This window comes from Kocuria aegyptia (assembly GCF_039530085.1).
Taxonomy (GTDB): Bacteria; Actinomycetota; Actinomycetes; order Actinomycetales; family Micrococcaceae; genus Kocuria; species Kocuria aegyptia.
Genome location: NZ_BAAAOA010000011.1, coordinates 20,308 through 42,446, shown reverse-complemented (window position 1 = coordinate 42,446; position 22,139 = coordinate 20,308). Strand labels below are relative to the sequence as shown.

Annotated in this window: 22 protein-coding genes; 15 read left to right on the top strand and 7 right to left on the bottom strand. The window is 74.4% G+C overall.

Going from position 1 to position 22,139, the window contains the following annotated elements:
- Positions 1-114: 114 nt before the first annotated feature.
- The 4 genes from ABD220_RS05160 (at position 115) to ABD220_RS05145 (ending at position 4,066) form a co-directional block, all read left to right on the top strand.
- Positions 115-924 carry an SDR family oxidoreductase gene (locus ABD220_RS05160; protein WP_344120421.1) on the top strand — a complete coding sequence of 270 codons (810 nt, stop codon included), beginning with the start codon at positions 115-117 and terminating at the stop codon, positions 922-924.
- Between the two features lie 178 nt (positions 925-1,102).
- Complete coding sequence (locus ABD220_RS05155) at positions 1,103-1,444, top strand: hypothetical protein (RefSeq protein WP_344120419.1); 342 nt, start codon at positions 1,103-1,105, stop codon at positions 1,442-1,444.
- A gap of 131 nt (positions 1,445-1,575) precedes the next feature.
- Positions 1,576-2,859, top strand: coding sequence for a glycosyltransferase 87 family protein (locus ABD220_RS05150; RefSeq protein WP_344120417.1), 1,284 nt, complete (start codon positions 1,576-1,578; stop codon positions 2,857-2,859).
- Positions 2,852-4,066: an MFS transporter gene (locus ABD220_RS05145; RefSeq protein ID WP_344120415.1), complete on the top strand. Its 1,215-nt coding sequence runs from the start codon at positions 2,852-2,854 to the stop codon at positions 4,064-4,066. Before ABD220_RS05150 ends, ABD220_RS05145 begins: the two co-directional genes overlap by 8 nt.
- Positions 4,067-4,088: 22 nt before the next feature.
- On the opposite strand, the gene ABD220_RS05140 is transcribed toward ABD220_RS05145, so the two are convergent.
- The 5 genes from ABD220_RS05140 to ABD220_RS05120 form a co-directional block, all read right to left on the bottom strand.
- Positions 4,089-4,841: a PIG-L deacetylase family protein gene (locus ABD220_RS05140; protein ID WP_344120413.1), complete on the bottom strand. Its 753-nt coding sequence runs from the start codon at positions 4,839-4,841 to the stop codon at positions 4,089-4,091.
- Positions 4,842-4,942: 101 nt separating this feature from the next.
- Positions 4,943-5,608 (bottom strand): signal peptidase I, encoded by a 666-nt coding sequence (locus ABD220_RS05135; RefSeq protein WP_344120411.1) that lies wholly within the window; start codon positions 5,606-5,608, stop codon positions 4,943-4,945.
- A complete protein-coding gene (locus ABD220_RS05130; RefSeq protein WP_344120409.1) occupies positions 5,605-6,591 on the bottom strand; it encodes a hypothetical protein in 987 nt (328 codons plus the stop codon). The genes ABD220_RS05135 and ABD220_RS05130 overlap by 4 nt, the downstream gene beginning before the upstream one ends.
- A 16-nt stretch (positions 6,592-6,607) precedes the next feature.
- Positions 6,608-7,204, bottom strand: coding sequence for a hypothetical protein (locus ABD220_RS05125; protein ID WP_344120407.1), 597 nt, complete (start codon positions 7,202-7,204; stop codon positions 6,608-6,610).
- Positions 7,205-7,314: 110 nt separating this feature from the next.
- Entirely contained in the window at positions 7,315-7,905 is a 591-nt protein-coding gene (locus ABD220_RS05120; protein WP_344120405.1) for an alternate-type signal peptide domain-containing protein, read from the bottom strand.
- Between the two features lie 397 nt (positions 7,906-8,302).
- Between ABD220_RS05120 and fdhD the strand changes: the two genes are divergently transcribed.
- The 4 genes from fdhD to ABD220_RS05100 all read left to right on the top strand — a co-directional run bounded on the left by fdhD (position 8,303) and on the right by ABD220_RS05100 (position 12,453).
- The gene (gene fdhD / locus ABD220_RS05115; RefSeq protein WP_344120403.1) at positions 8,303-9,178 is read left to right on the top strand and encodes a formate dehydrogenase accessory sulfurtransferase FdhD; all 876 of its coding nucleotides are present in this window, start codon (positions 8,303-8,305) and stop codon (positions 9,176-9,178) included.
- A gap of 39 nt (positions 9,179-9,217) precedes the next feature.
- Complete coding sequence (locus tag ABD220_RS05110) at positions 9,218-9,952, top strand: glutamine amidotransferase (RefSeq protein WP_344120401.1); 735 nt, start codon at positions 9,218-9,220, stop codon at positions 9,950-9,952.
- Positions 9,953-10,019: 67 nt separating this feature from the next.
- Positions 10,020-11,123, top strand: a complete 1,104-nt coding sequence (locus ABD220_RS05105) for a CPBP family intramembrane glutamic endopeptidase (RefSeq protein WP_344120399.1) — start codon at positions 10,020-10,022, stop codon at positions 11,121-11,123.
- A 10-nt stretch (positions 11,124-11,133) separates the two neighbouring features.
- Positions 11,134-12,453 (top strand): M18 family aminopeptidase, encoded by a 1,320-nt coding sequence (locus ABD220_RS05100; protein WP_344120397.1) that lies wholly within the window; start codon positions 11,134-11,136, stop codon positions 12,451-12,453.
- Between the two features lie 115 nt (positions 12,454-12,568).
- Here the strand turns inward: ABD220_RS05100 and ABD220_RS05095 are convergent, their stop codons facing one another.
- On the bottom strand, positions 12,569-14,020 hold the full coding sequence (locus tag ABD220_RS05095) for a glyceraldehyde-3-phosphate dehydrogenase (protein ID WP_344120395.1): 1,452 nt from the start codon (positions 14,018-14,020) through the stop codon (positions 12,569-12,571).
- Between the two features lie 213 nt (positions 14,021-14,233).
- On the opposite strand from ABD220_RS05095, the gene ABD220_RS05090 reads away from it, so the two are divergent.
- From ABD220_RS05090 to ABD220_RS05070, 5 genes are all read left to right on the top strand, one after another.
- Complete coding sequence (locus ABD220_RS05090; RefSeq protein ID WP_344120393.1) at positions 14,234-15,163, top strand: carbohydrate kinase family protein; 930 nt, start codon at positions 14,234-14,236, stop codon at positions 15,161-15,163.
- An 85-nt stretch (positions 15,164-15,248) separates the two neighbouring features.
- The gene (locus tag ABD220_RS05085) at positions 15,249-15,767 is read left to right on the top strand and encodes a YbhB/YbcL family Raf kinase inhibitor-like protein (RefSeq protein WP_344120392.1); all 519 of its coding nucleotides are present in this window, start codon (positions 15,249-15,251) and stop codon (positions 15,765-15,767) included.
- Between the two features lie 14 nt (positions 15,768-15,781).
- Positions 15,782-16,660 (top strand): HAD family hydrolase, encoded by an 879-nt coding sequence (locus tag ABD220_RS05080; protein WP_344120390.1) that lies wholly within the window; start codon positions 15,782-15,784, stop codon positions 16,658-16,660.
- Positions 16,661-16,670: 10 nt separating this feature from the next.
- A complete protein-coding gene (locus ABD220_RS05075) occupies positions 16,671-17,495 on the top strand; it encodes a glycerophosphodiester phosphodiesterase family protein (RefSeq protein WP_344120389.1) in 825 nt (274 codons plus the stop codon).
- Positions 17,496-17,535: 40 nt separating this feature from the next.
- Positions 17,536-18,582, top strand: coding sequence for an enoyl-CoA hydratase/isomerase family protein (locus ABD220_RS05070; RefSeq protein ID WP_344120387.1), 1,047 nt, complete (start codon positions 17,536-17,538; stop codon positions 18,580-18,582).
- A gap of 24 nt (positions 18,583-18,606) precedes the next feature.
- Here the strand turns inward: ABD220_RS05070 and ABD220_RS05065 are convergent, their stop codons facing one another.
- The gene (locus ABD220_RS05065; protein ID WP_344120386.1) at positions 18,607-19,185 is read right to left on the bottom strand and encodes a hypothetical protein; all 579 of its coding nucleotides are present in this window, start codon (positions 19,183-19,185) and stop codon (positions 18,607-18,609) included.
- Positions 19,186-19,420: 235 nt separating this feature from the next.
- Here ABD220_RS05065 and ABD220_RS05060 point away from each other — a divergent pair, with 235 nt between their 5' ends.
- Positions 19,421-20,812, top strand: coding sequence for a phosphoribosyltransferase family protein (locus tag ABD220_RS05060; protein ID WP_425552510.1), 1,392 nt, complete (start codon positions 19,421-19,423; stop codon positions 20,810-20,812).
- Positions 20,809-22,134, top strand: a complete 1,326-nt coding sequence (locus ABD220_RS05055; protein WP_344120384.1) for an erythromycin esterase family protein — start codon at positions 20,809-20,811, stop codon at positions 22,132-22,134. The genes ABD220_RS05060 and ABD220_RS05055 overlap by 4 nt, the downstream gene beginning before the upstream one ends.
- The last annotated feature ends 5 nt before the right edge of the window (positions 22,135-22,139 follow it).

Genomic DNA, 22,139 nt, shown 5'->3' with positions numbered 1-22,139 from the left:
GTCCGCAACGGCCCCGGCGGCGCGGCGTGCGCCACGTCACCGCCGGGCATAGGCTGATGCCTCCGGGGCCGTCCCGCACGGCGGTCCGCGCTGCACGGAGGGAAGGCCACGATCATGGAGAACATCCCCGACTTCAGTCCCCGCACGGCCGTGGTCACCGGTTCCGACTCCGGCATCGGGCGAGCGACCGCCGTGGCGCTCGCGGCGGCCGGCATGGACGTGGGGATCACCTGGCACCGGGACGAGGCGGGCGCCGAGCGGACGGCGGAGGAGGTCCGGTCCTACGACCGCCGGGCCGTGGTGGCGCGGCTGGACACGACGGAGCTGGAGGGCTGCGGCGCCGTCGTCGACGGCCTGGTGGAGCGGCTGGGTGGTCTGGACGTGTTCGTGAACAACTCGGGCACGGGGGCGAACGTCCCGTTCCTGGAGACGTCCCTGGGCACGTGGCGAACGGTGCTGGCCACCGATCTCGACGGCGCGTTCCTGTGCCTCCAGGCGGCGGCACGGCACATGGTGGCCGCCGGCCGGGGCGGCCGGCTGATCGCCGTCACGAGCGTCCACGAGCACGTGCCGCGGGTCGGCTCGAGCGCCTACGACGCCGCCAAGCACGGCCTCGGCGGACTCGTGAAGACCATCGCGCTGGAGCTGGGGGAGCACGGGATCACCGCGAACTCGGTGGCGCCGGGAGAGATCGCCACGCCCATGACGGGGCAGGAGGACGAGAACCCGCGGCGCACCCACCGCCCCGGCGTGCCGCTGGGCCGGCCCGGGGACGCCCGCGAGATCGCCTCGGTCATCGCGTTCCTCGCGTCCCCGGCGTCCGCCTACGTCACCGGCGCGTCCTGGGTCGTGGACGGCGGCATGGTGCAGATGGGGCCGCAGGCGGGCTCCCACCTGACGAGCGACGAGTGGCGGAAGGGCTAGCCGCTCCCGGGCCACGGCTCCCGCCACCGGGCGGGAGCTCCTGCCGCGGGGCGGGACACCTCCCGCGGCGGGCCGGAAAACGCACGGCCGCGTGGCCGGGCCGGGAGGGGAGATCTACGCTGGAGGGAAGGTCGAGCAGACGGCCGGGCGATCGATGCATGCGACGAAGGATGCTCTCGTGGACCACAAGCTCTCCGTGCTCGTCCAGGTCGATCTGGACGGAGCCTACGTGCGCCTGGCCGTCACCGGGTGCCTGACCGAGGCCAACCAGCACGTCCTGTATCCGCTGGTGCGCCGGGCCCGGACGCTGATCCCGCCGGTGACCGTCAGCGTCGATCTCACCGCCGCCGGCCATGTCGAACAGATCGCGGTGGACCTGCTGCGCTGGGCCGTGGACCACGACGCGGCCCCCGACGGGTCCGGGCGCGTGGAGCTCCTGGTCCCCGGCGTCCTCCCCGCCCACCGGCACGCCGCGCCCTCCGTCGTGCGCCGCCTGGAGACCTCGGGATGGGGCGGATGACCGGCGCCGCCGGTCGGGCCCGCCCCTGAGCGGCCCGCCGGCCGGGACGGGGCCGGGCTGGCCTAGAGTGGGGGCCGCAACCTCCGCCTGCGTCCGCTCCGGCACGCACCGACCCGAGAACTGAGGCCCCGGTGAGCGTTTCGTCCACCGCCGTCGCGTCCCGCACCGCGCGCTCGACGGCGCTGACCGGCCTGGCGTGGCTGCTGCTGGCGGGCGTGCTGGTGCGGTCGGTCTGGCTGGTCTTCGACAGCAGCATCGACCTGGAGGTCTACCGGCTCGGGGGCATGGCCGTGGTGGACCGGCACGGCTTCGACGACGAGCTCTACGGCCCCGGGCTCAGCCTGCACGACGACGGCGGACTGCCCTTCACCTACCCGCCGTTCGCGGCGCTGCTGTTCGTGCCGCTCGGCTACCTCCCCGAGTGGCTCACCGAGCTCGCCCTCGGGCTCGTCACGATGTCCCTCGCCGCGGTCCTCTCGACCGTGCTGCTGCGCTACGCGTACGCCCGCGGCCGCCCGCTGCCCCTGCAGAGCCTGCTGGGCCCGGCCACCGCCGTGGCCGCGGGCACCGCCGTGCTGCTGTGGTCGGGACCCTGGATGCGCAACGTGGGCCTCGGGCAGATCAACGCGCTGCTCATCGCCCTGGTGCTCTACGACCTGCTGCGCACCCGCGACGACACCCTGCTGGGCAGGGTGCCCCGCGGGTTCTGGATCGGGCTGGCCGCCGGCATCAAGCTGACCCCCCTGGCGTTCGGGCTGGTGTTCCTCGTGCGCGGGCAGCTGCGGCCGATCCTCACGATGGGCGTGACGTTCGCCGGGACCGTGCTGCTCGGCTTCCTGGCGCTGCCGCGGGACGCGGTCGTGTTCTGGACCGAGGCCGTGGTCAGCGACGAGCGCGTCGGCGACACCGCGTACGTCGACAACACCTCGCTGCAGGGGGTGCTCCTCCACCTCGGCGTCCCGGGTGCGGCGGAGCCCCTGCTGCGCTGGGCACTGGTCCTCGCCATGGTCGTGGGCGCCGCCCTGCTGATCCGGGTCCTCGCCGCCCGGGGGATGATCCTCTCCGTGGTGGCGGTCAACGCCCTCGTCATGCTCTACATGTCCCCGGTCACCTGGTCCCACCACCACCTGTGGTGGGGTCTCGTGTTCACGGCGCTGTGGGTCGAGGCCTGGCCGGCGTTCCTCCGGACCGGTCCGCGCCGGCTCGCCCTGGTGCTGGCCGGGGTGGCCCTCGTGGGCCTGTACGTCGGGCCGATCCGCTGGGACGCGTGGCTGCGGCCCCTGGGGGTCTCCGGGCCGGCGGTCGACGTCGTGGCCGCGCTGCCCTATCTCGCCCTGTTCCTGCTCCTGGGCCTGTGGGTGATCACCGGGCTCCGCGCCGGGACCCGGGACGCCGGCGGCGCGGGTCGTGCCTGAGCCCGGCGCCTGGACCGGCTACGACCGTGGCAGCCCGGGCTACCGCAGGGTGCTCCTGGCCCTGCTGTGCGCCGGCGTGGCGACGTTCGCCCAGCTCTACTCCGTGCAGGGCGTGCTGCCGCTCATGGCCGCGGACCTCGGGATCGACGCGGCGGGCGCATCCCTGGGGGTCTCCGCCGCGACCTTCGGCCTCGCCGTGGGGGTCCTGCCGTGGTCCGTGGTCTCCGACCGGTGGGGCCGGCTGCGGACCATGGTGATGGCGGTCGTCTCCGCCACGGTCCTGGGCCTCGTCATGCCCCTGGCGCCGAGCTTCGAGGCCGTCGTGGCGCTGCGCTTCGCGGAGGGCGTCGCCCTCGGCGGGATCCCCGCCGTGGCCATGGCCTACCTCGCGGAGGAGCTCGACCGCCGGCACGCCGCCGTGGCCGCCGGCACCTACGTGGCGGGCACCAGCCTGGGCGGCCTCGCCGGGCGCATCATCGCGGCACCCGTGGGCGACGCGTTCGGCTGGCGGACCGGCACGATCACCGTGAGCGTGCTCGCCGCCCTCGCCGCCGTGGTCTTCGTCCTGATCGCCCCGCGCCAGCGCGGGTTCGTCCGGCAGACCGTCCGGCTCGCCGGGCCGGCCGGGCTCGTGGGGCGCCTGCGCGCCAACCTCGCGGACCTCGGCCTGTGGGTGCTCTACCTGCAGGGCTTCCTGCTCATGGGCGGGTTCGTGGCGATCTACAACTACCTGGGCTTCCACCTCGGCGAGGAGCCGTTCGGGGTGTCCCAGACGGTGGTGAGCCTCCTGTTCCTCGCCTACCTCTCGGGCACCTGGTCCTCCGGGACCGCCGGTCGGATCGCGGCGGCCCGCGGGCGCCGGATGGTCCTGGCGAGCAGCGGGTTCGTGATGCTCACCGGGCTGCTGGCCACGCTCGTCCCGTCGATCCCCGTGATCGTGGCGGGGCTGCTGCTGTTCACCGCCGGCTTCTTCGCCGCGCACGCCGTGGCCTCCGGGTGGGTGCCGGTGCGCTCCAGCACCGGCAAGGCGCAGGCCTCGTCCCTCTACACGCTCTTCTACTACGCGGGCTCCTCCGTGCTGGGCACGGCCGGCGGTGTCTTCTTCACGGCCACCGGCTGGGCCGGTGCGGTCGGTTTCGTGGCGGCCCTCGTGGTCCTCGCCGTGCTCCTGGTGCTCCTGGTCCTCCGGGAGCCCGAGCCGGCCTGAGCCCCCCCGCCGGGCAGCGGGCTCAGTCCTCGGAGCCGCCCCACTGCAGGGGGAGCACCTCGAAGGAGCTCGCGAGCGGCACCCCGAGCCGCTCGCCCACGGCGGCGGCGTTGCCCCGCAGGAACGCGTCCGGGTCGAAGTCGGTCCAGCCCAGGCCCTCGAGGTAGGCGCGATGGGCGCGCAGGGACGCCACGCCGGCGTCGAAGGTCTCCGTGACGTCCGCCGCATGCCGGGAGGCGGGCGAGGCCGCCGCCCACACCGCCAGCACGCCGGGCCACGGCGGCAGGCCCGCCTCGACCTGCTCCGGGAAGACCCACCGGTTGCCGGCGTCCCGCACGGCGTCCAGGGTGGCCCGGCCCGTGGCGATGTGGTCCGCCTGGTTCAGGTTGGTGGCGTTGTCCCAGGTGTCGCGGAAGTTGTTGGTGATCACCACGTCGGGGCGGTGCCGGCGGACCACCTCCGCGATCCGCCGCCGCAGCGCCACCCCGTACTCGAGCACCCCGTCCGGCAGGTGCAGGAACTCCACCTGTTCCACCCCCACGATCCGGCACGACTCCCGCTGCTCGGCCTCCCGCAGCGGGCCGCACTGCTGCGGCTCGAGCCCGTCGATGCCGGCCTCCCCGCTGGTGACGAGGCAGTAGACCACGTCCTTGCCCTGTCCGGTCCAGCGGGCCACGGCCGCGGCGGCGCCGAACTCCATGTCGTCCGGGTGCGCGACCACCACCAGGGCGCGCTGCCAGTTCTCGTCGATGTGCGTGAGCGGAGTCTCGGTCATGGTCCCCATCATGGCCCCGGCACCACGGACCGGCAACGGCGGCCCTGCTGATGTCGACGGGCCGGCGGGAGGTACCGGCCGCGCCGCCGGCGTGGCACGGCTCAGCGGCCGGGGGTTCCGGCGGGCACGACCGGCAGCCTCTCCGTCCGCGCCTGCCCCGGGGGCACCGGCTCCGCGAGCTCGGCAGGGACCTCGGCGGCGACCCCGGACGGGTCCTCGTGCGTGATCTCGTCCGTGCGCCGGCCACGGTCCCGGACCGCGCCCACGAGCTGCCACAGCGCGTAGCCGAACAGGGCCGCGGCGACCAGCACGATCCCGCCGCGCTTCTGCTCCGGGTCCAGGAGCGTGGCGGCGTAGCCGGCCCAGGGCACGTGGTACCTCACCACGCCGCGCAGCTGGGTGGCGGTGACCGGGTCCGCGTCCGGGGCGGCGTTGGCGTCGCCCTGGGTCGTGAAGCTGCGCCGCCCCTCGCCGTCCACCGCGACGCCCACGATCCGGTGGGTCACGAGGGTCGGGTCGTCCGGGCGCGGCATGAACGTCACGACGTCCCCGGTGCTCAGCCCCGCGGCGTCGTCCTCGCCCTCGAGGGGGGCGACGACGACCTGGCTGCCGGTCGGGACGGTCGGCTCCATCGAGCCGGAGAGCACCGTCAGCGGCACCCAGCCCAGCGCGAGCGGCACGACGACGACGGCGAGCAGCAGCGCGGCCACCGTGGCCAGGGCGACCACGAGCAGAGGGTGGACGATCCTGCGGAGCACGGTGGTCATGACGGGAGCCCTTCACAGTTGACGTTGCCGCTCTTGCCGGGGGTCTTGACCGTCCACGCGTAGACGCTGTCCACGTGCTGGGTGCCTCCGCCGGCCAGGACGGCCCGGACGAGGACCTCGTAGTCCTGGCTGGGCAGATGCTCCGTGCCCAAGAGGTCGGTGGCGGTGATCCGGATCTCCCCCGCGGCGGGGCCCGGCACGGTCTTCAGCAGCGTGGTCGTCCCCGTGGAGCCCACGGGCCGCACACGCACCTGCCACTCCGTGACGGCCGGTACGCCGGGGCCGCCGGTCCAGGTCCACCGGAGCAGGGCGGCGCTGTGGTCCGCTCCGCACTGCTCCGCGTGCTGCGCCACCGGGCGGACGGGTGCGGGCACGGGCGGCTGCTCCACGGCCGGCAGCCTCACCGTGAACGGCACCGCCCACGAGCGGGTCGCCGGCCAGGCGCCGCCGAGGGCGGTGGCCTCCAGCTGGGTGACGACCTGCAGCACCTGCCCGTCCAGCGGGCGCAGGGCGTCCTGGTGGACGGCGGCCGTCGAGACGCTCAGGCACAGCCCGGCGGGCCGGTCCCGCTCCAGGGGCGCTCGCGTCCCGCCGTCGACGGCCACCGCGGCGGAGCCCCCGGGAGCGACGGCGGTCCACCGGGCCGGCGCCGTGCCGTCGTCGCAGGCCTCGCCGGTGCGGTAGGCGAAGCCCATGCCCTGCGGAGGCGCCACGGATCTCCCGCCGGCGTCGATGAGGGCGACCTGCTGCGGCCGGTACTGGACGGTGAAGCCGGACGTGTTGGTCAGCGTCGCCGAGCTCTCGGCGCCCCCGGCCCCGCCGACCTCGAAGCCGACCCGGCCCGTGGTCATGGCGGGCACCTGGGCCTGCGCGGTGGCGGACCAGCGTGCGTGGGTCCCGCCGGCCGGGGTCGTGAGCACGACGGCGGCCAGCAGGACGAGGACGCCGAGCACGTAGGCCGTGGGGGTGCGGTACTGGCTCAAGGGAACTCCTGGGGGATCAGTTCTGGGCGAGGGTGACCGTGAGGGGGCCCGGCTCGACGGTCACGCCCTGGGCGGAGGGGTCGGGGGCGACCTCGTAGGCGACGGTGACGTCGTAGGCCGCGCCGTCGTGGGCCGCGGTCACGGTCCAGGAGGACGTCCCGGGACCGGGGGAGGGAGGGAGCGCGCCGGGGGCGGGTACCAGCTCGACGCGCGGCACGACCGCGCTGCCGGCCGGCACACCGGGGTCGACCGTGAGGGTCGCGGTGAGGTTCGTGCCCTCGACGTCGAGGGTCGCGCGGGTGGTGACGACGACGGTGTCGCCGGGTGCCAGCGCGGACAGGGCCTCCGCCGCTCCGGTGAGGTCGGTGGTCCCGCGTGCGACGGCGCCGGTCGCGGGATCGAGGTCGGTGCGGTGGAGGGTGGCCCGCGCGGGCTCCAGGGTCACGTCCAGGGTGCCGGTGCTGACGGCCTGCGTCTCGAGCGGGGCCGCGTCGGACCAGCGGGCCGCCGTCCCGAGGCTGTTGCCCAGCAGCGTCAGGGCCAGCAGCGAGGCCGCCGCGGCGGCGAGGGCGCGGCCGGTGGTCGCAGGGCGGGGTCGAGCGGTGCGCGTCATGGGAGCCTCTGGGGGATGAGGGGGAGCGAGACGGGGTGCGAGAGGTGCAGGGCCCCGGTGCGGCGTCGCCGCCGCATCGGGGTCCTGCGGGGGCCGACCGGCCCCCGGGTTCACTGCTGGGCGAGGACGAGCTTGGTGCCGCTCAGCGACGTGGACACGTTCTCGCCGTCGCTGCCGGTGGTCCGGTCCGCGTCCCAGGTGAATGTGGCGACGGCCTGCACCACATCCCCGTCGTCCTCGTGGGTGATCGGGTAGGAATCCTTGGCCGACTTGTCGCCACTGGTCAGGGTGACGTCGTAGGACACGTAGCCGGCCCGCTCGAGCGCCTCGACCTCCTGCTGCAGCTGTGCCGGGAGCTGCAGCTCCAGGGTCCCCTTCAGGGTGTCGCCCTTCGCGACCACGGTGGTCGAGGCGTGGAGCTCGATGGTGTCCCCGGGGACGATCCGGTACGTGGCCGGGTCGATCGTCTTCCCGGCGCCGTTCTCCCAGGACACGGTGGTGTTCTCCATGGAGAGCTCACCGGCCGTGACGATGTCGCCCGAGGCAATGGCCTGCTCCTCCGACCACTTCGAGAAGGTGCCGCCCCCGGCGGCGAGAAGGCCGACGGCCACGGCGCCGGCCAGGACGGCCCGGCCGGCGCGCCGGTTCTTGCCGCCCGGCACGGGGGACTCGGACAGGGGGGTCTGCGATGCAGCGTTCATGGTTCCGCCTTCGAGCGAGAGAGGGGTGGGAGAAGCGGGCGCGCGGGATCGGTGCGCGTGCCGTCTCGGGCATCCGGTGCGGTGTCCGCGGAGGCGGCGGACGTCCCGTCCCCCCGGATCACGGGGGACGGAGGTGCCCGCTGCGACGGCCGCGCCTCGGCGCGCCGGCCCGTGGAGCCGCAGTGGATCGCCCGGGGAATCCGCCGGCAGCCCTGCCGCCGGATTTCCTTGACACGTCAACCCTAGACAAAAGTCTATGAATTCGAACAGGGTTTTCCTGTCCCCACTTCGCCCGACGTTACTGGGGAGTAATGCCCTCGCTTCGGCCTCTGCGAGGGTGCCTCTAGGATTCCGGGGGAGGGCTCCCGACCGCCGGGGCCGGGACCGGAGGACCGCCATGACCCGAGCTTCCCAACGGCGCCGAGTGCACCGGTACACCGCTGACAGCGACGGGACGGGCCGGGCGGACACCCTGGCCGGCGAGGAGCCCCTGGAGATCCGGCTCAACGGCAGTCCGTTCACCGTCACCATGCGCACGCCCGGCCACGACTTCGACCTCGTGGCCGGCTTCCTCGTCTCCGAGGGGGTGGTGCGCGCACCGTCCGAGATCGTGCAGATGGACTACCGCAGCGGCATCGGCCCGGACGGGCAGCGGACCTACAACGTGGTGGAGGTGCGGCTCGCGGCCGGGGTCGCCCTGCCGGACACCTCCATGGAGCGGCACGTCTACACGTCGTCGTCGTGCGGGGTCTGCGGCACGGCGTCCATCGAGGCCGTCACCAAGGTCTCCTCCTTCGACCCGGCCGGGGACCGGACCCCGCTGTCCGTGCCCGCGCTCCTCGCCCTTCCGGACCGGCTGCGCACCGGGCAGAAGCTGTTCTCCACGACCGGGGGCGTGCACGCCGCGGGCCTCTTCCGCTTCCCGGACGGTCCGGCCGGCGGCGGCGCCGAGGGGGGCGCCGGTGCCGGCGAGCCCGAGCTGCTGTGCGTGCGCGAGGACGTGGGGCGGCACAACGCCGTGGACAAGGTGGTGGGCTGGGCGCTGCGCGAGGGCCTCCTGCCCCTGAGCTCCACCGTCCTGCAGGTCTCGGGGCGGGCCTCGTTCGAACTGGTGCAGAAGGCGTACATGGCCGGGGTCCCGGCGCTCGCGGCCGTCTCGGCGCCATCGGCCCTCGCCGTGGACCTCGCGGAGCAGGCGGGCGTCACCCTGCTCGGCTTCAGCCGCGGGACCTCGTTCAACGCCTACGCCCACCGGGAGCGCCTCGTGCGCTGAGCGGGCAGGGGGCGCCCCGGCGCTGGCTACGATGGGGCCATGAAGCCCTTCCTGCTGCTCGCCACCCGCGCCGAGGACGACGTCGCGGACGAGGAGTACGAGACCATCTGCCGCTTCAGCGGCCTGCAGGAGAGCCACCTCCACCGGGTACGGCTGGAGGCCGGGCCCATGCCGCCGATCGACCTGGAGCGCTACTCCGGGATCGTCATCGGCGGGTCCCCGTTCAACTCCTCCGACCCGCCGCGGCTGAAGTCCGAGGTGCAGCGACGGGCCGAGTCCGAGATGCGGGACCTGCTCGACGAGGTCGTCGCCCGGGACTTCCCCTTCCTCGGCGCCTGCTACGGCGTCGGCACCCTCGGCACGCACCAGGGCGGGGTCGTGGACCGCACCCGCGGCGAGGAGATCGGCGTCATCGAGGTCACCCTCACCGAGGAGGGGCTGCGGGATCCGCTGCTCCGGGAGTTCCCGCCCGCGTTCCACGGGTTCGTGGGGCACAAGGAGGGCACGCGCACCCTCGCGCCCACCGCCGTCCTGCTGGCGACCGGCACCGGGTGCCCCGTCCAGATGTTCCGGATCAAGCAGAACCTCTACGCGACCCAGTTCCACCCCGAGCTCGACGCCCCCGCGCTGCTCAACCGGATCGAGGCGTACAAGGAGCACGGGTACTTCCCGATCGCCGAGGCCGAGGACGTCAAGGACCGCATCCGAACGGGGCCGCCCGCGACCGAGCCCGCGAAGATCCTCGCCGCGTTCGTGGACCGCTACGCCCGCTGAGCCCCGGGGAGCCGCGCCCCGGCTGTCGCGTGTCCCGGAGGCGCCGGCTGCGGATACCGTGGGAGCCATGACCACGCGCGCCGCCCCCTGGAGGCAGGGACCCCTCGACGACCGGCCCCCGGGCCCCGGCCCCCGGCTCCTCCCGTACCACCGGCTGGCCCACGCCGACCCCGAGCACCGATGGTGGAAGCCGCTCGTGGAGCTGCTGCTCTTCGGGGCGTTCTACCTGGTGCTGGCCATCGTGTTCGGCATCGTGTGGGCCGTGGGGCTCCTGGCCGTGCGCGGCGAGGAGGCCATGGACGAGGTCTTCCTCGGGAGCACGGAGCTGGAGATCATGGACCCGGCGATCTTCTTCATGCTGTTCTTCTCCCTGGTGCTGATGATCCCGGCGCTCCTCGCGGCCCGGGCCATCATGGGCCCCCGGCCCCTCGGGCTGCTGCTGTCCGTGACAGGACGGCTGCGCTGGGGGCTCCTGGGCCGGTGCCTCCTCGTGGCCCTGGTGGTCTACGTGGCGGGCCACGCGGCCGCCGCCCTCGTGGAGTACGCGCTGCTCGGGTCCCTGACGGCCCCGCAGCCGGTGGAGGGCTTCTGGTGGCTGATCGCGATGATCGTGCTGGTGGTCCCGCTGCAGTGCGCGGCGGAGGAGCTCGTCTTCCGCGGCTATCTGATGCAGACCGTGGGGCGGTGGCTGCGCCGGCCCGTGTTCGCGATCCTGCTGCCGGTGCCCCTGTTCACGTTCGGGCACCTGTACGACACCTGGGGGCTGCTGGCGGTGGCGGTCATGGCGGTCGTCGCCGGATGGCTGACCTGGCGCACCGGCGGGCTGGAGGCGGCGATCGCCCTGCACGTGGTCAACAACGTGATCGCCACGTTCTTCGGGGCCCTGGGCCTGTCGGACCCCGACGCCGAGGAGTCGACCTGGGTGGCCCTCGCCCTGTCTGCCGGGCTTCAGGTGCTCTTCGCATGGCTGGTGGTCCGCGGCGCGCGCCGGCGCGGCGTGGAGGTGACCCGGACCGTGCACCCGCCGCGCCCGCCCGCCCTGCTCGCAGCCGGCCACGGACCCGGCCGGACGGTCCCCGAGCCCGGTGCCTGGGTGTGCCCCGGCCCGCCGGCCTGCCCCGGCCACTGGGCGGGCCGGGTGCCCGGGCCCGCGCCCCAGCACCTTCCGTAGACTGACCGGCATGGAACCGAGCACCGCAGTCGACCCCCGGACCGCCGTCGAGGACCTCGGTCGCTACGTGATGGAGTCGCCGAGCTCCTTCCACGCCGCGCACGCCGCCGCCGCCCGGCTGGAGCAGGCCGGCTTCGTCCGTCTCGACGAGACGGAGGACTGGACCCGGACCGGCGTCCGCGGGCGGCGCTACGTGCTCCGCGACGGGGCGGTCATCGCGTGGGCCACGCCCGCGGAGGTCCCGCCGGCCGCGGGGTTCCGGATCCTGGGCGCGCACACCGACTCGCCGGGCTTCAAGCTCAAGCCGAGGCCCACCAGCACGGCCCACACCTGGCACCAGGCCGGTGTCGAGACCTATGGGGGAGCGCTGCTGAACTCGTGGCTGGACCGCGAGCTGCGTCTCGCGGGCCGGCTCGTGGTCCGCGGGGCGGACGGCGCCCCGGCCGAGCACCTGACCGCCACCGGCCCCGTGGCCCGCATCCCGCAGCTGGCCATCCACCTGGACCGCGACGCCAACAAGGGCCTGCAGCTGGACCGGCAGCAGCACGTGCAGCCGATCTGGGGCGTGGGACAGCCGGAGGACGCGGACGTCCTCGCGCTGCTCGCCGAGCACGCGGACGGCGGGCCCGTGGACCCGGCCCGGATCGTCGGCTACGACGTGGTGCTGGCGGACGCGCAGCCCCCCGCCGTGTTCGGGCAGGGCGGAACGCTGTTCGCCTCCGGGCGGCTGGACAACCTGTCCTCCGTGCACGCCGGGCTGAGCGCCCTCGCCCGCGAGGCGGAGGCGGTCGAGCAGGGCCGGCACATCGCGGTGCTCGCCGCGTTCGACCACGAGGAGATCGGCTCCCGCACCCGCTCCGGCGCGGCGGGGCCGTTCCTCGAGGACGTGCTGGTGCGCATCGGTGAGGGCCTGGGCCGCTCCGCCGCCGAGCACCGGCGCTCCCTGGCCGGCTCCGTGTGCCTGTCCGCCGACGCCGGGCACCTCGTGCACCCCAACTACCAGGGCCACCACGACCCCGTGAACCGGCCGGAGCCGGGGGCGGGGCCGTTGCTGAAGATCAACGCGGACCAGCACTACGCCACGGACGCCGTGGGCGCCGGGATCTGGGCCGAGGCCTGCGCGCGCGCCGGCGTGGGCTACCAGGAGTTCGTCTCCAACAACCGGGTGCCGTGCGGGTCCACGATCGGGCCCATCACCGCCGCCCGGCTGGGCGTGCGCACGATCGACGTCGGCATCGGCCTGCTGTCGATGCACTCCGCCCGGGAGCTGTGCCACGTGGCCGACGTGGCGGCCCTCGGGGCCGTCGCCGGGGCCTTCTACACCGCCTGACAGGCTGCGGGAGGGGACCACGGCGGGGCCGCGGTCCCCGGGGACGGCGAGGGGCCGTGGCCCGACGGTGCGCGGCGCACCGACGGGCCACGGCCCCTCGCTCCCGGGGGCGGGATCAGCCGGCGACGGCGCCGACCGGGACCCGCTCGGCCGGGAACTGCGGCATGGCGATGTCGGCCATCCGGGCGAGCACCCGCACGACCTGGCAGGAGTAGCCGAACTCGTTGTCGTACCAGACGTAGAGCACCAGCGAGTTGCCGTTGACGATCGTCGCGAGACCGTCGACGACGCCCGCGCGGCGGGAGCCCACGAAGTCGGTGGAGACGACCTCCGGGGAGTCGGTGTAGTCGATCTGCTTGCGCAGGGACGAGTTCAGCGAGATGTCCTTGAGGTACTGGTTGACCGCTTCCTCGGACTCCGGGGCCTGCTCGAGCTGCAGGTTGAGGATGGCCATGGACACGTCCGGGGTCGGGACGCGGATCGCGTTGCCCGTCAGCTTCCCGGCCATCTCCGGCAGGGCCTTGGCCACGGCCTTCGCGGCACCGGTCTCGGTGATCACCATGTTCAGGGCGGCGGAGCGGCCCCGGCGGTCGCCCTTGTGCCAGTTGTCGATGAGGTTCTGGTCGTTGGTGTAGGAGTGGACCGTCTCCACGTGGCCCTGGGCGATGCCGTACTTGTCGTGGAGCACCTTCACGACCGGGGTGATCGCGTTGGTGGTGCAGGACGCGGCGGAGAGGATGGTGTCCTCCGCCGTGATGACGTCGTCGTTGACCCCGCACACGATGTTCTTCAGGTTCCCCTTGCCCGGTGCCGTGAGCAGCACCTTGGCCACGCCCTTGGCCTGCAGGTGCTTGGAGAGCCCGGCCTCGTCGCGCCACACGCCCGTGTTGTCCACGACGATCGCGTTGTCGATCCCGTAGGCGGTGTAGTCGATCTCGGTGGGGTCGCTCGCGTAGATGAACTTGATGGCCACCCCGTTGGCCGTGATCACGTCGTTCTCCTCGTCGACGTGGATGGTCCCGTCGAACTTGCCGTGCACCGAGTCGCGGCGCAGGAGGGAGGCGCGCTTGACCAGGTCGTTGCCCGGCTTCTTGCGGACCACGACGGCGCGCAGGTTCAGGCCGGTGCCGTCGTTGCGGTTGATGAGGATGCGGGCCAGCAGGCGGCCGATGCGGCCGAACCCGTAGAGCACCACGTCCTGGGACTCCGGGAAGTTCTGGGACCTGCGGTCCACCACGGGGGCGAGCTCCTCGCGCAGGAACGCCTCGAGGTCCTGCTCCGACTCCTGGGCGAGCCGGTTGAGCTTGCCGAGGTCCACCGCGCAGGTGCCCAGGTTCAGCCCGGACATGGCCTCGAGCAGGCGGGTCGTGTCCTCCAGGGGCAGCTCCTCGCCGTCGATGCGGCGGGCGAAGCGGTGCGCCTTGATGATCTGGGTGACGGACTTGTGCACCAGGGAGCGGCCGTAGACCGTCGGCACGACCTTGTTCTCACGGTGCAGGCGTCCGACCAGGGGGACGATGCCCTCGGCGAGCGCCTCGCGGTCGGCCCAGCTTTCAGGAGTGCTCAAGAATGACTCTCTTCCTCGGCCGGGGACGTCATCGTGTCCGGCCGTGACGTGCCGCGCCTCGTTGCGCGATCGGGTACGCGCGCCGCTGCGGTTCGCGCAGGACGCCGCCCTCCATTCTAAGCGCACGGGGGCGCGGGGAGGACTCCCGTTACGGGTCCGGCGGACCGGTCCGGCGCCGGGGGCCGCGGGACCGGCGGGTGCTACCGTGAGGGCATGCTGACGGTCATCGGTGAAGCGCTCGTCGACGTGGTCTCGAAGCGCGGCCAGGAGTCCCGCGCGCACGCCGGGGGGAGCCCCATGAACGTGGCCGTGGGCCTGGCCCGGCTCGGCCACGCCGTCCAGTTCCTCGGCCGCTACGGCGAGGACGAGTACGGCAAGCAGGTCGAGGCGCACCTGCGGGACAACGGCGTCCTGCTGCCCTTCGAGGCCGACGCACGGCCGACGTCCGTGGCGGAGGCCGTCATCGGGGACGACGGCGCCGCGACCTACGACTTCCAGCTGGACTGGTCCCTGGACCTCTCGGACGAGCAGCTGGGCGAGCTGCTCCGGGACACCACCCTGCTGCACGTCGGGTCGATCGGGGCGATGCTCGAGCCCGGCGCCTCGAAGGTCCGGCACGCCGTGGAGCAGGCCCACCGCTCCGCGCTGATCTCCTACGACCCCAACTGCCGGCCGTCCATCATCCCCGACTCCTCGCACGCACGGGCCCGGGCCGAGCAGCTCGTGGCCCTCGCCGACGTGGTGAAGGCCTCGGACGAGGACCTCCTGTGGCTGTACCCCCACCGCAGCGTCGAGGAGAGCGCCGGTGCCTGGCTCAAGGCCGGCGCCGAGCTCGTCGTCGTCACCCGGGGGCCACTGGGGCCGTGGGCCCGCACCCGCGCCACCGGTCCGCGCGGCGTGGAGGTGCCCGCCGCCCGCAGCACGGTCGTGGACACCGTGGGGGCGGGGGACTCCTTCATGGCAGCGCTGCTCGCCTGGCTCACCGACCACGGCTACACGGGCGCGCCGGCCCGCGAGCGGATCGACAACCTGGACGAGCAGCAGGTCGGCGACCTGCTGCGCTACGCCGCCGCGGCGGCCGGCGTCACGGTCTCCCGCGCCGGCGCCGACCTGCCCCGCACGGAGGAGCTGCCCGCGTCCTGACCCCTCCGGCCCGACCCGCGTCCCGCCCCGTCCGTCCTCCGGCCCTGTGCCGACCCGATCCCCGTCCCGACCCGAAGGAGAGCCCGTGCTCGACCGCGACCCGTACGCAGACCTGCCCGACCTGCCGAGCTTCACCCTCACCTCCGAGGACTTCTCCGACGGCGGGCCGCTCCCCCCGGCCCAGCTCTCGGACATCATGGGCGCCGGTGGTCAGGACGTCTCCCCCCAGCTGAGCTGGTCCGGGGCCCCCGAGGGCACCAAGAGCTACGTGGTCACGGTCTTCGACCCCGACGCCCCCACCCCCAGCGGGTTCTGGCACTGGTGCCTGTCCAACGTCCCCGCCGACGTCACCTCCCTCGAGCGCGGCGCGGCGGCCGATCCGCCGGCCGGGGCGGTCAAGCACCGCAACGACGGCGGCACCGACGAGTACGTGGGCGCCGCCCCGCCCTCCGGCCACGGACCGCACCGCTACATCGTGTGCGTGACCGCGGTCGCCGACGAGCAGATCGAGGTCGACGAGAGCGCGAGCCCCGCCGTCGTGAACTTCCAGCTGTTCAGCTCCGGGATCGCCCGCGCCTGCCTCACCGGCATCCACGAGGCATAGGTGGCAGAACACCCGTGAGCCCGACTCCGGAGGTCCCCGGGACGGCGCCGATCCGGATGATCGCCAGCGACCTCGACGGCACGGTCCTGGGGGACGACTTCCGCTTCCGCCGGCGCACCGTCGACGCGATCCGGGCCGCCCAGGGCGCCGGCATCCACGTGGTGTTCGTGACGGGCCGGCCCATGCGCTGGCTCGACCCGCTGCGCGAGCAGCTCGGCCACGAGGGCGTGGTCATCTGCTCGAACGGGGCGGTGGTCTACGACCTCCGCGCCGACCTCGTCGTGGAGTCGAGCCTGTTCCCGGCCCGGGACGCCTTCGCGGTCATGGACGAGGTCGCGGCCCGGCACCCCGGCACGCTGTTCGCGGCCGAGACGCTCGAGGGCGTGTTCACGGACCACGGGTGGGCGCGCACCGACCGGATGGAGATCGGCGCCCCCCTGGTCGGGGCGCTGCGGGACCGGGTGCCGGAGGACCAGGGGCTCGTGAAGTTCCTGGCCAAGCTGGACACCGCCGAGCCGCAGGAGTACGTCCGGGCGCTCACCGAGCTCGTGGCCGGCCGGCTGTCCGTGACGCACTCCGTGGCGGCGGCCCCGCTCGTGGAGATGGGCCAGAAGGGGCTCACCAAGGCGCGCACCCTCGAGCAGTACGCCGCCGAGCGCGGCATCCGCCCGCACGAGGTGATGGCCTTCGGCGACATGCCCAACGACCTCGAGATGCTCACGTGGGCAGCCCACGGGTACGCGATGGCAAGCGGGCACCCCGCGGTCGCCCGCGCCGTCGGCCGCGTGGCCCCGCCGTTCGAGGAGGACGGGGTGGCCCAGGTGATCGAGGCGCTGCTGCGCCGCGGCCGACCCGGTGCGTCACGGGCGGGACAATCCACTACCGCGAGGTAACAATAAGAGGGTGACCCCTCCAGCTCGCCGGCGCGGCACCCCCGCAGCCCTGGCCCACCGCGGTTTCTGCCGGGGCGGTCCCGAGAACACCCTCGACGCCTTCCGCGCGGCCCGGGACCTCGGCTACGAGTGGATCGAGACGGACGTCAACACGACGGCCGACGGCGTGGTCCTGTCCTTCCACGACGAGACCCTCGACCGCGTCACCGGCGGCAGCGGCAGGGTCTCCTCGCTGACCTGGGCGCAGATCCGGGCCGAGCGCGTCGCCGGCGCCGGGCTGATCCCGCGCTTCGCGGATCTGTTGACGGAGCTGCCCGAGCTGAAGTTCAACGTGGACGTCAAGGACGAGGCGTCCGTGGCGGCTCTGCCGGCCCTGCTCCACGAGCTCGGCGCCGTGGACCGGGTGCGGGTGACCTCCTTCTCAGAGAGCCGCCGCCGCCGCACGCTGCGGCGGATCCGCGAGCTCGAGGGCCGGGCCGTGCCCACGTCCTCCGGCAAGGAGGGGATGCGCCTGCTGCTCGTGTGCTCGTGGCTGGGCGGGCCCAGCTGGCGCATCGCCCGCCGCGCGGCTGCACGGTGGATCGAGCCGTTCGACACCGTGCAGATCCCCCGGCGCTACCGGATGCGGGGCGGGGCGGAGGTCCAGCTGGTGACCCCCCGCTTCCTGGGCTTCGCCCACCGGCAGGGCATCGACGTGCACGTGTGGACCGTCAACGAGACGGCCGAGATGACGGAGCTGCTCGAGCTCGGGGTCGACGGGATCGTCACCGACCGGGCCGACCTGCTCGCCGCGCTCCTCGCGCAGCGGGGGCAGTGGCCGCCCTCGGGCGTGTGAGCCATGACACGGCGGCCCGGCCCGTGGCAGGGTGGGGGCCATGACCGACACCGCCACGACCGGCACCGCGCAGCACGTCCTGACCGAGGTCCGCAACGGCACCGGGCACATCGTGCTCAACCGGCCCCGTCAGCTCAACGCGCTGACCGCACAGATGTACCGGGACCTCAAGGCCGCGCTCGGCGCGTGGCGGGACGACGACGCCGTGCGCCACGTGCTCGTCACCTCCGCCTCGCCGCGGGCGTGGTGCGCCGGCGGCGACATCCGGGAGGTCCGCGACGCCGTGCTCGGCGGGCTGGCGGAGGAAGCCACCGGGGTGTTCGCCGTCGAGTACGCCCTCGACTGCCTGATCGCGGACTACCCGAAGCCCTACGTGGCGCTGATGAACGGGATCTGCATGGGCGGCGGCATGGGCATCTCCGTGCACGGGTCCCACCGCGTCGTGGGGCCGTCGACGGTCATGGCGATGCCCGAGACGAAGATCGGCTTCTTCACGGACATCGGCGCCTCCTGGTTCCTGCCGCGCGTCTCGCGGCCGGACCGCCGCGGGGAGCCGGGCCTGGCCGTGGGCCGCTGGCTCGCCCTCGGCGGGCAGCGGGTCGGCGGTGCGGACGCCGTCGCCCTCGGGCTGGCCGACGTCCTGGTGGCGGACGAGGACTTCGAGGCCCTCGCCGAAGCCGTGGTGGAGGAGGGGCCGGAGGACGCGCTGGCCCGCTTCGCGCGCGAGCCCGAACCGTCCTCCGTGGTGGCGCGGTGGGAGCAGATCGAGGAGCGCTACGGCGCCCCGACCCTCGAGGAGATCGTGGCCGCCGCGCCGGAGGACCTCGCGGGAATGAGCCCCTCCTCGCTGGTGCGCACCTTCGAGCTGCTCGAGCGCGGGGCGGCCGACGACGGCGTGCGCTCCTGCCTCGAGCGGGAGCTGCGCCTCGCCGCGGACACCATCGTGCGCCCCGACTTCGCCGAGGGCGTGCGGGCGGTCCTCGTGGACAAGGACAACCAGCCGGCCTGGGAGCACGCCTCCGTGGCGGACGTCGACGTCGCGGCCGTCCGGGCCGTGCTCGACGAGAAGCTGCCGCTGCCCCTCTGACCGCTCGGCACGCGCCCGGCCCGCTCAGCGGCGGGTCGGGTGCTTCCCGTTGTCGCTGACCACCACGGGGGTCGGGCCCCAGCGGTCACCGGCCTCGGTGGGCCGGTCCACGAACCGCCGGTAGCCGAGGTACAGCATCACGGCCAGCGCCACGGTGACCACGGCGAACGCGGCGACGGTGTCCTGCGAGATCAGGGTGCGGACCACGCTGTGGAGCATCGTCAACAGGCCGCCGAGCAGCACGCCGTGGGCGAGCACCGGTCTGCGCCGCTCCACGGCCAGGCTCACGGCCAGCAGCACGACGGAGGCGGCCAGGGCGATCACGCCGACGTCGCGGCTGTGCCGCATGGACCCGTCCTCCCACGCCTCCCGCTCGCGCTCGTACGCCGCCCACTGCTGCTGCTCCTCCGGGGCGAGCTCGCGGGACTCCCGCGCCGCCGCGATCGCCGGGGGCGGCGCGGGCTCCTCCGGGCCGGGGTGGACCGTGGCGACGCCGAGACCCACGAACAGGGCCAGCAGCAGTCCCAGGAAGAGCGTGTAGGCCGTCCGCACCAGCCTGCCGCCCGTGCGGCCCCCAGCGCTGCCCTCCGTGCGGTCCTTCATGCGGCGTGCTCCGTTCTCCCGCCGGTGCGGGACCTCCGTCCGGGGCGCCCGGAACCGCGGCCGGCCGGCCGTCGGGGCGTGCTCACATTGTGGGTCGGGCCCGGACCGTTGTCCACGGCCGTCACCTGGCCCCCGGGCCTTCCACCGCGTTGCCCACCTGCCTACGCTGGAGTTCTCCACCGCGGCCCGCGGGACCCGAGGGCGCGGGCGGAGCCGGGGGAGCACCGGAGGGTCGGTGGGCCGCGCGCCCGCCGGGGAGGCGGTGGGGACCATGGTGGTCTTCGAGGACAGGGTCGAGGCCGGGCGGCAGCTGGGGAAGCGGCTGAGGTCCCTGCGCGGTCAGGACGTGGTGGTGCTGGGGCTGCCCCGCGGCGGGGTGCCCGTGGCCCACGAGGTGGCCAACATCCTCGACGCGCCGCTGGACGTCATCGTGGTGCGCAAGCTGGGGGTGCCGACCCAGCCCGAGCTGGCCATGGGCGCCATCGGGGAGGAGGGCGCCCGCGTGCTCGACGAGCGGACCCTGCAGTACTTCGGGGTGACGGACGCGCAGCTGGAGCAGGTCGAGGCCCGGGAGCGGGCCGTGCTCGAGGCCCGGACGGCGCGCTTCAGGGAGGGCCGGGAACGGGTCGACCTCACCGGGCGGACCGCCCTGGTCGTCGACGACGGCATCGCGACCGGTTCCACGGCCCGCGTGGCCTGCCGGATCGCCCGGCAGCTGGGCGCCGCACGCGTGGTGCTGGCCGTCCCGGTGGCCCCGCAGGAGGCCCTGGCCCGGGTGGTGGAGGCGGACGAGGTGATCTGCCTCGCCACCCCTCCGTACTTCACGGCCGTCGGCTACCACTACCGGGACTTCTCGGCCACGGAGGACGACGAGGTCGTGGCGCTGCTCGACGCCGCCCGGCGCCGCCACCAGCCGGAGCTGCCTCCGCCGTCCCGGGCGGGGCAGGCCGCGCACGGCTATCCGGTCGACGCCGACGTGCGCATCCCGGCCGGGGGCGAGCAGCTCGCGGCGCACCTGCACCTGCCGGGGCCCGGCGCCGGGGTGGTGGTCTTCGCCCACGGCAGCGGCAGCAGCCGGCACAGCCCGCGGAACCAGTACGTGGCCTCCGTGCTGCAGCAGGCGGGCCTGGGCACCCTGCTGCTCGACCTGCTGACCCCCGGGGAGGAGACCGACCGCGGCAACGTCTTCGACATCGGCCTGCTCGCCGAACGGCTGCTCCTGGCCACGGCTTGGCTGCGCGAGCAGCCCGGTTCCGCGGCGGCCCCGGTCGGGTACTTCGGGGCGAGCACGGGCGCCGGCGCCGCCCTGTGGGCGGCGGCCGAGCCCGGCGCGTCGATCGCGGCCGTCGTCTCCCGCGGCGGCCGCCCCGACCTCGCGGGCGAACGGCTGGGCTCGGTGCAGGCGCCCACCCTGCTGATCGTCGGCAGCGAGGACTCCGAGGTGCTCGGCCTCAACCGGTGGGCGCAGGAGTCGATGCGCTGCCCCACCCGGCTGGCGGTCGTGGAGGGCGCCACGCACCTCTTCGAGGAGCCCGGCACCCTCGCCGAGGCCGCGGGCCTGGCCCGGGACTGGTTCCTGCGCCACCTCCACCCGGCCGGGGAGCGCGGCGACGGGGCGGCCCGGTGAGCCCGCTCGGGCGCGGGACCCCCCGGGAGGCGGGGATCCTCGCGGAGATCCGCTCCCTCGCGCAGCCGCTGGCGGGGCCGCAGGGCCTCGACCGGCTCGTCGAGCGCTGCGCCGGCGCCCGCTTCGTGTGCGTGGGGGAGGCGTCCCACGGCACGCACGAGTACTACCGGTGGCGGGCCCTGCTCAGCCGCCGGCTCATCGAGGAGCATGGCTTCACCTGGATCGGGGTCGAGGGGGACTGGCCGGACTGCTGGCGGCTCAACCGGTGGGTGCGCGGGGAGGCGGACCAGGACCTCGACGCCCGGGGCGTCCTCGAGGGCTTCGAGCGCTGGCCCACGTGGATGTGGGCGAACGAGGAGGTCGCCGAGTTCCTCGACTGGCTCCGGGAGGAGAACGTCCGCCGGGCCGGCCACGAGCAGGTGGGCTTCTACGGGCTGGACGTCTACTCGCTGTGGGACTCGCTGCGGGAGATCATCGGCTGGCTGGAGGCCGCCGCCCCCGAGGCCCTGCCGGCCGCGCTGCAGGCGTGGCAGTGCTTCGTGCCCTTCCACGAGGACCCGCACCGGTACGCGTGGCGCACCCGGATCGTGCCCGAGAGCTGCGAGGCCGACGTCGTGGCCCTCCTGGCCGAGGTGCGCCGGCGCACCATGGACCGGATGGCGGGGGACCCGGCCGCGTTCGACGCCGCCCTCAACGCCATGGTCGCGGTCGACGCCGAGCGCTACTACCGGACCATGGTGCGGGGCGACCGGCAGTCCTGGAACGTGCGGGACGAGCACATGGCGGACACCGCCGGGCTGATCTCCCGCCACCACGGGCCCGGCGCCAAGGGCCTGGTGTGGGAGCACAACTCCCACGTGGGGGACGCCCGGGCCACCGACATGTTCGACGCCGGCCTGGTCAACGTGGGCCAGCTGCTGCGCGAGCGCCACGCCGCGCCCGAGGTGGTGCTCGTCGGCTTGGCCTCCTGGGCCGGCACGGTGGTCGCGGCGGAGTCGTGGGGCGCGGTCGAGGAGGTCCTCGCCGTCCCGGAGGCGCGTCCCGGCAGCCACGAGGACTTCCTGCACCGGGCCCTGGAGGAGGACGCGGTGCTCGTCTTCGGCCGTGACCGGTCCGGGCCCTGGCTCTCCGGGCGGTTCGGCCACCGGGCCATCGGGGTGGTGTACCACCCGTGGCGCGAGGCCGGCAACTACGTCCCGACCCGCATGGGGGAGCGCTACGACGCGCTGCTGTGGTTCGGGACGACCGCCGCGCTGCGGCCCCTGCACCACGAGGCGCCGCCCGAGGAGCCCGAGCTGGAGACCGAGCCGACGGGCTTCTGAGGCGC

Coding starts and splice junctions, on each gene's coding strand:
- ABD220_RS05160 (WP_344120421.1), top strand. CDS start 115: ATGGAGAACATCCCCGACTTCAGTCCCCGCACGGCCGTGGTCACCGGT.
- ABD220_RS05140 (WP_344120413.1), bottom strand. CDS start 4,841: ATGACCGAGACTCCGCTCACGCACATCGACGAGAACTGGCAGCGCGCC.
- ABD220_RS05135 (WP_344120411.1), bottom strand. CDS start 5,608: ATGACCACCGTGCTCCGCAGGATCGTCCACCCTCTGCTCGTGGTCGCC.
- ABD220_RS05125 (WP_344120407.1), bottom strand. CDS start 7,204: ATGACGCGCACCGCTCGACCCCGCCCTGCGACCACCGGCCGCGCCCTC.
- ABD220_RS05120 (WP_344120405.1), bottom strand. CDS start 7,905: ATGAACGCTGCATCGCAGACCCCCCTGTCCGAGTCCCCCGTGCCGGGC.
- fdhD (WP_344120403.1), top strand. CDS start 8,303: ATGACCCGAGCTTCCCAACGGCGCCGAGTGCACCGGTACACCGCTGAC.
- ABD220_RS05110 (WP_344120401.1), top strand. CDS start 9,218: ATGAAGCCCTTCCTGCTGCTCGCCACCCGCGCCGAGGACGACGTCGCG.
- ABD220_RS05105 (WP_344120399.1), top strand. CDS start 10,020: ATGACCACGCGCGCCGCCCCCTGGAGGCAGGGACCCCTCGACGACCGG.
- ABD220_RS05100 (WP_344120397.1), top strand. CDS start 11,134: ATGGAACCGAGCACCGCAGTCGACCCCCGGACCGCCGTCGAGGACCTC.
- ABD220_RS05090 (WP_344120393.1), top strand. CDS start 14,234: ATGCTGACGGTCATCGGTGAAGCGCTCGTCGACGTGGTCTCGAAGCGC.
- ABD220_RS05070 (WP_344120387.1), top strand. CDS start 17,536: ATGACCGACACCGCCACGACCGGCACCGCGCAGCACGTCCTGACCGAG.
- ABD220_RS05065 (WP_344120386.1), bottom strand. CDS start 19,185: ATGAAGGACCGCACGGAGGGCAGCGCTGGGGGCCGCACGGGCGGCAGG.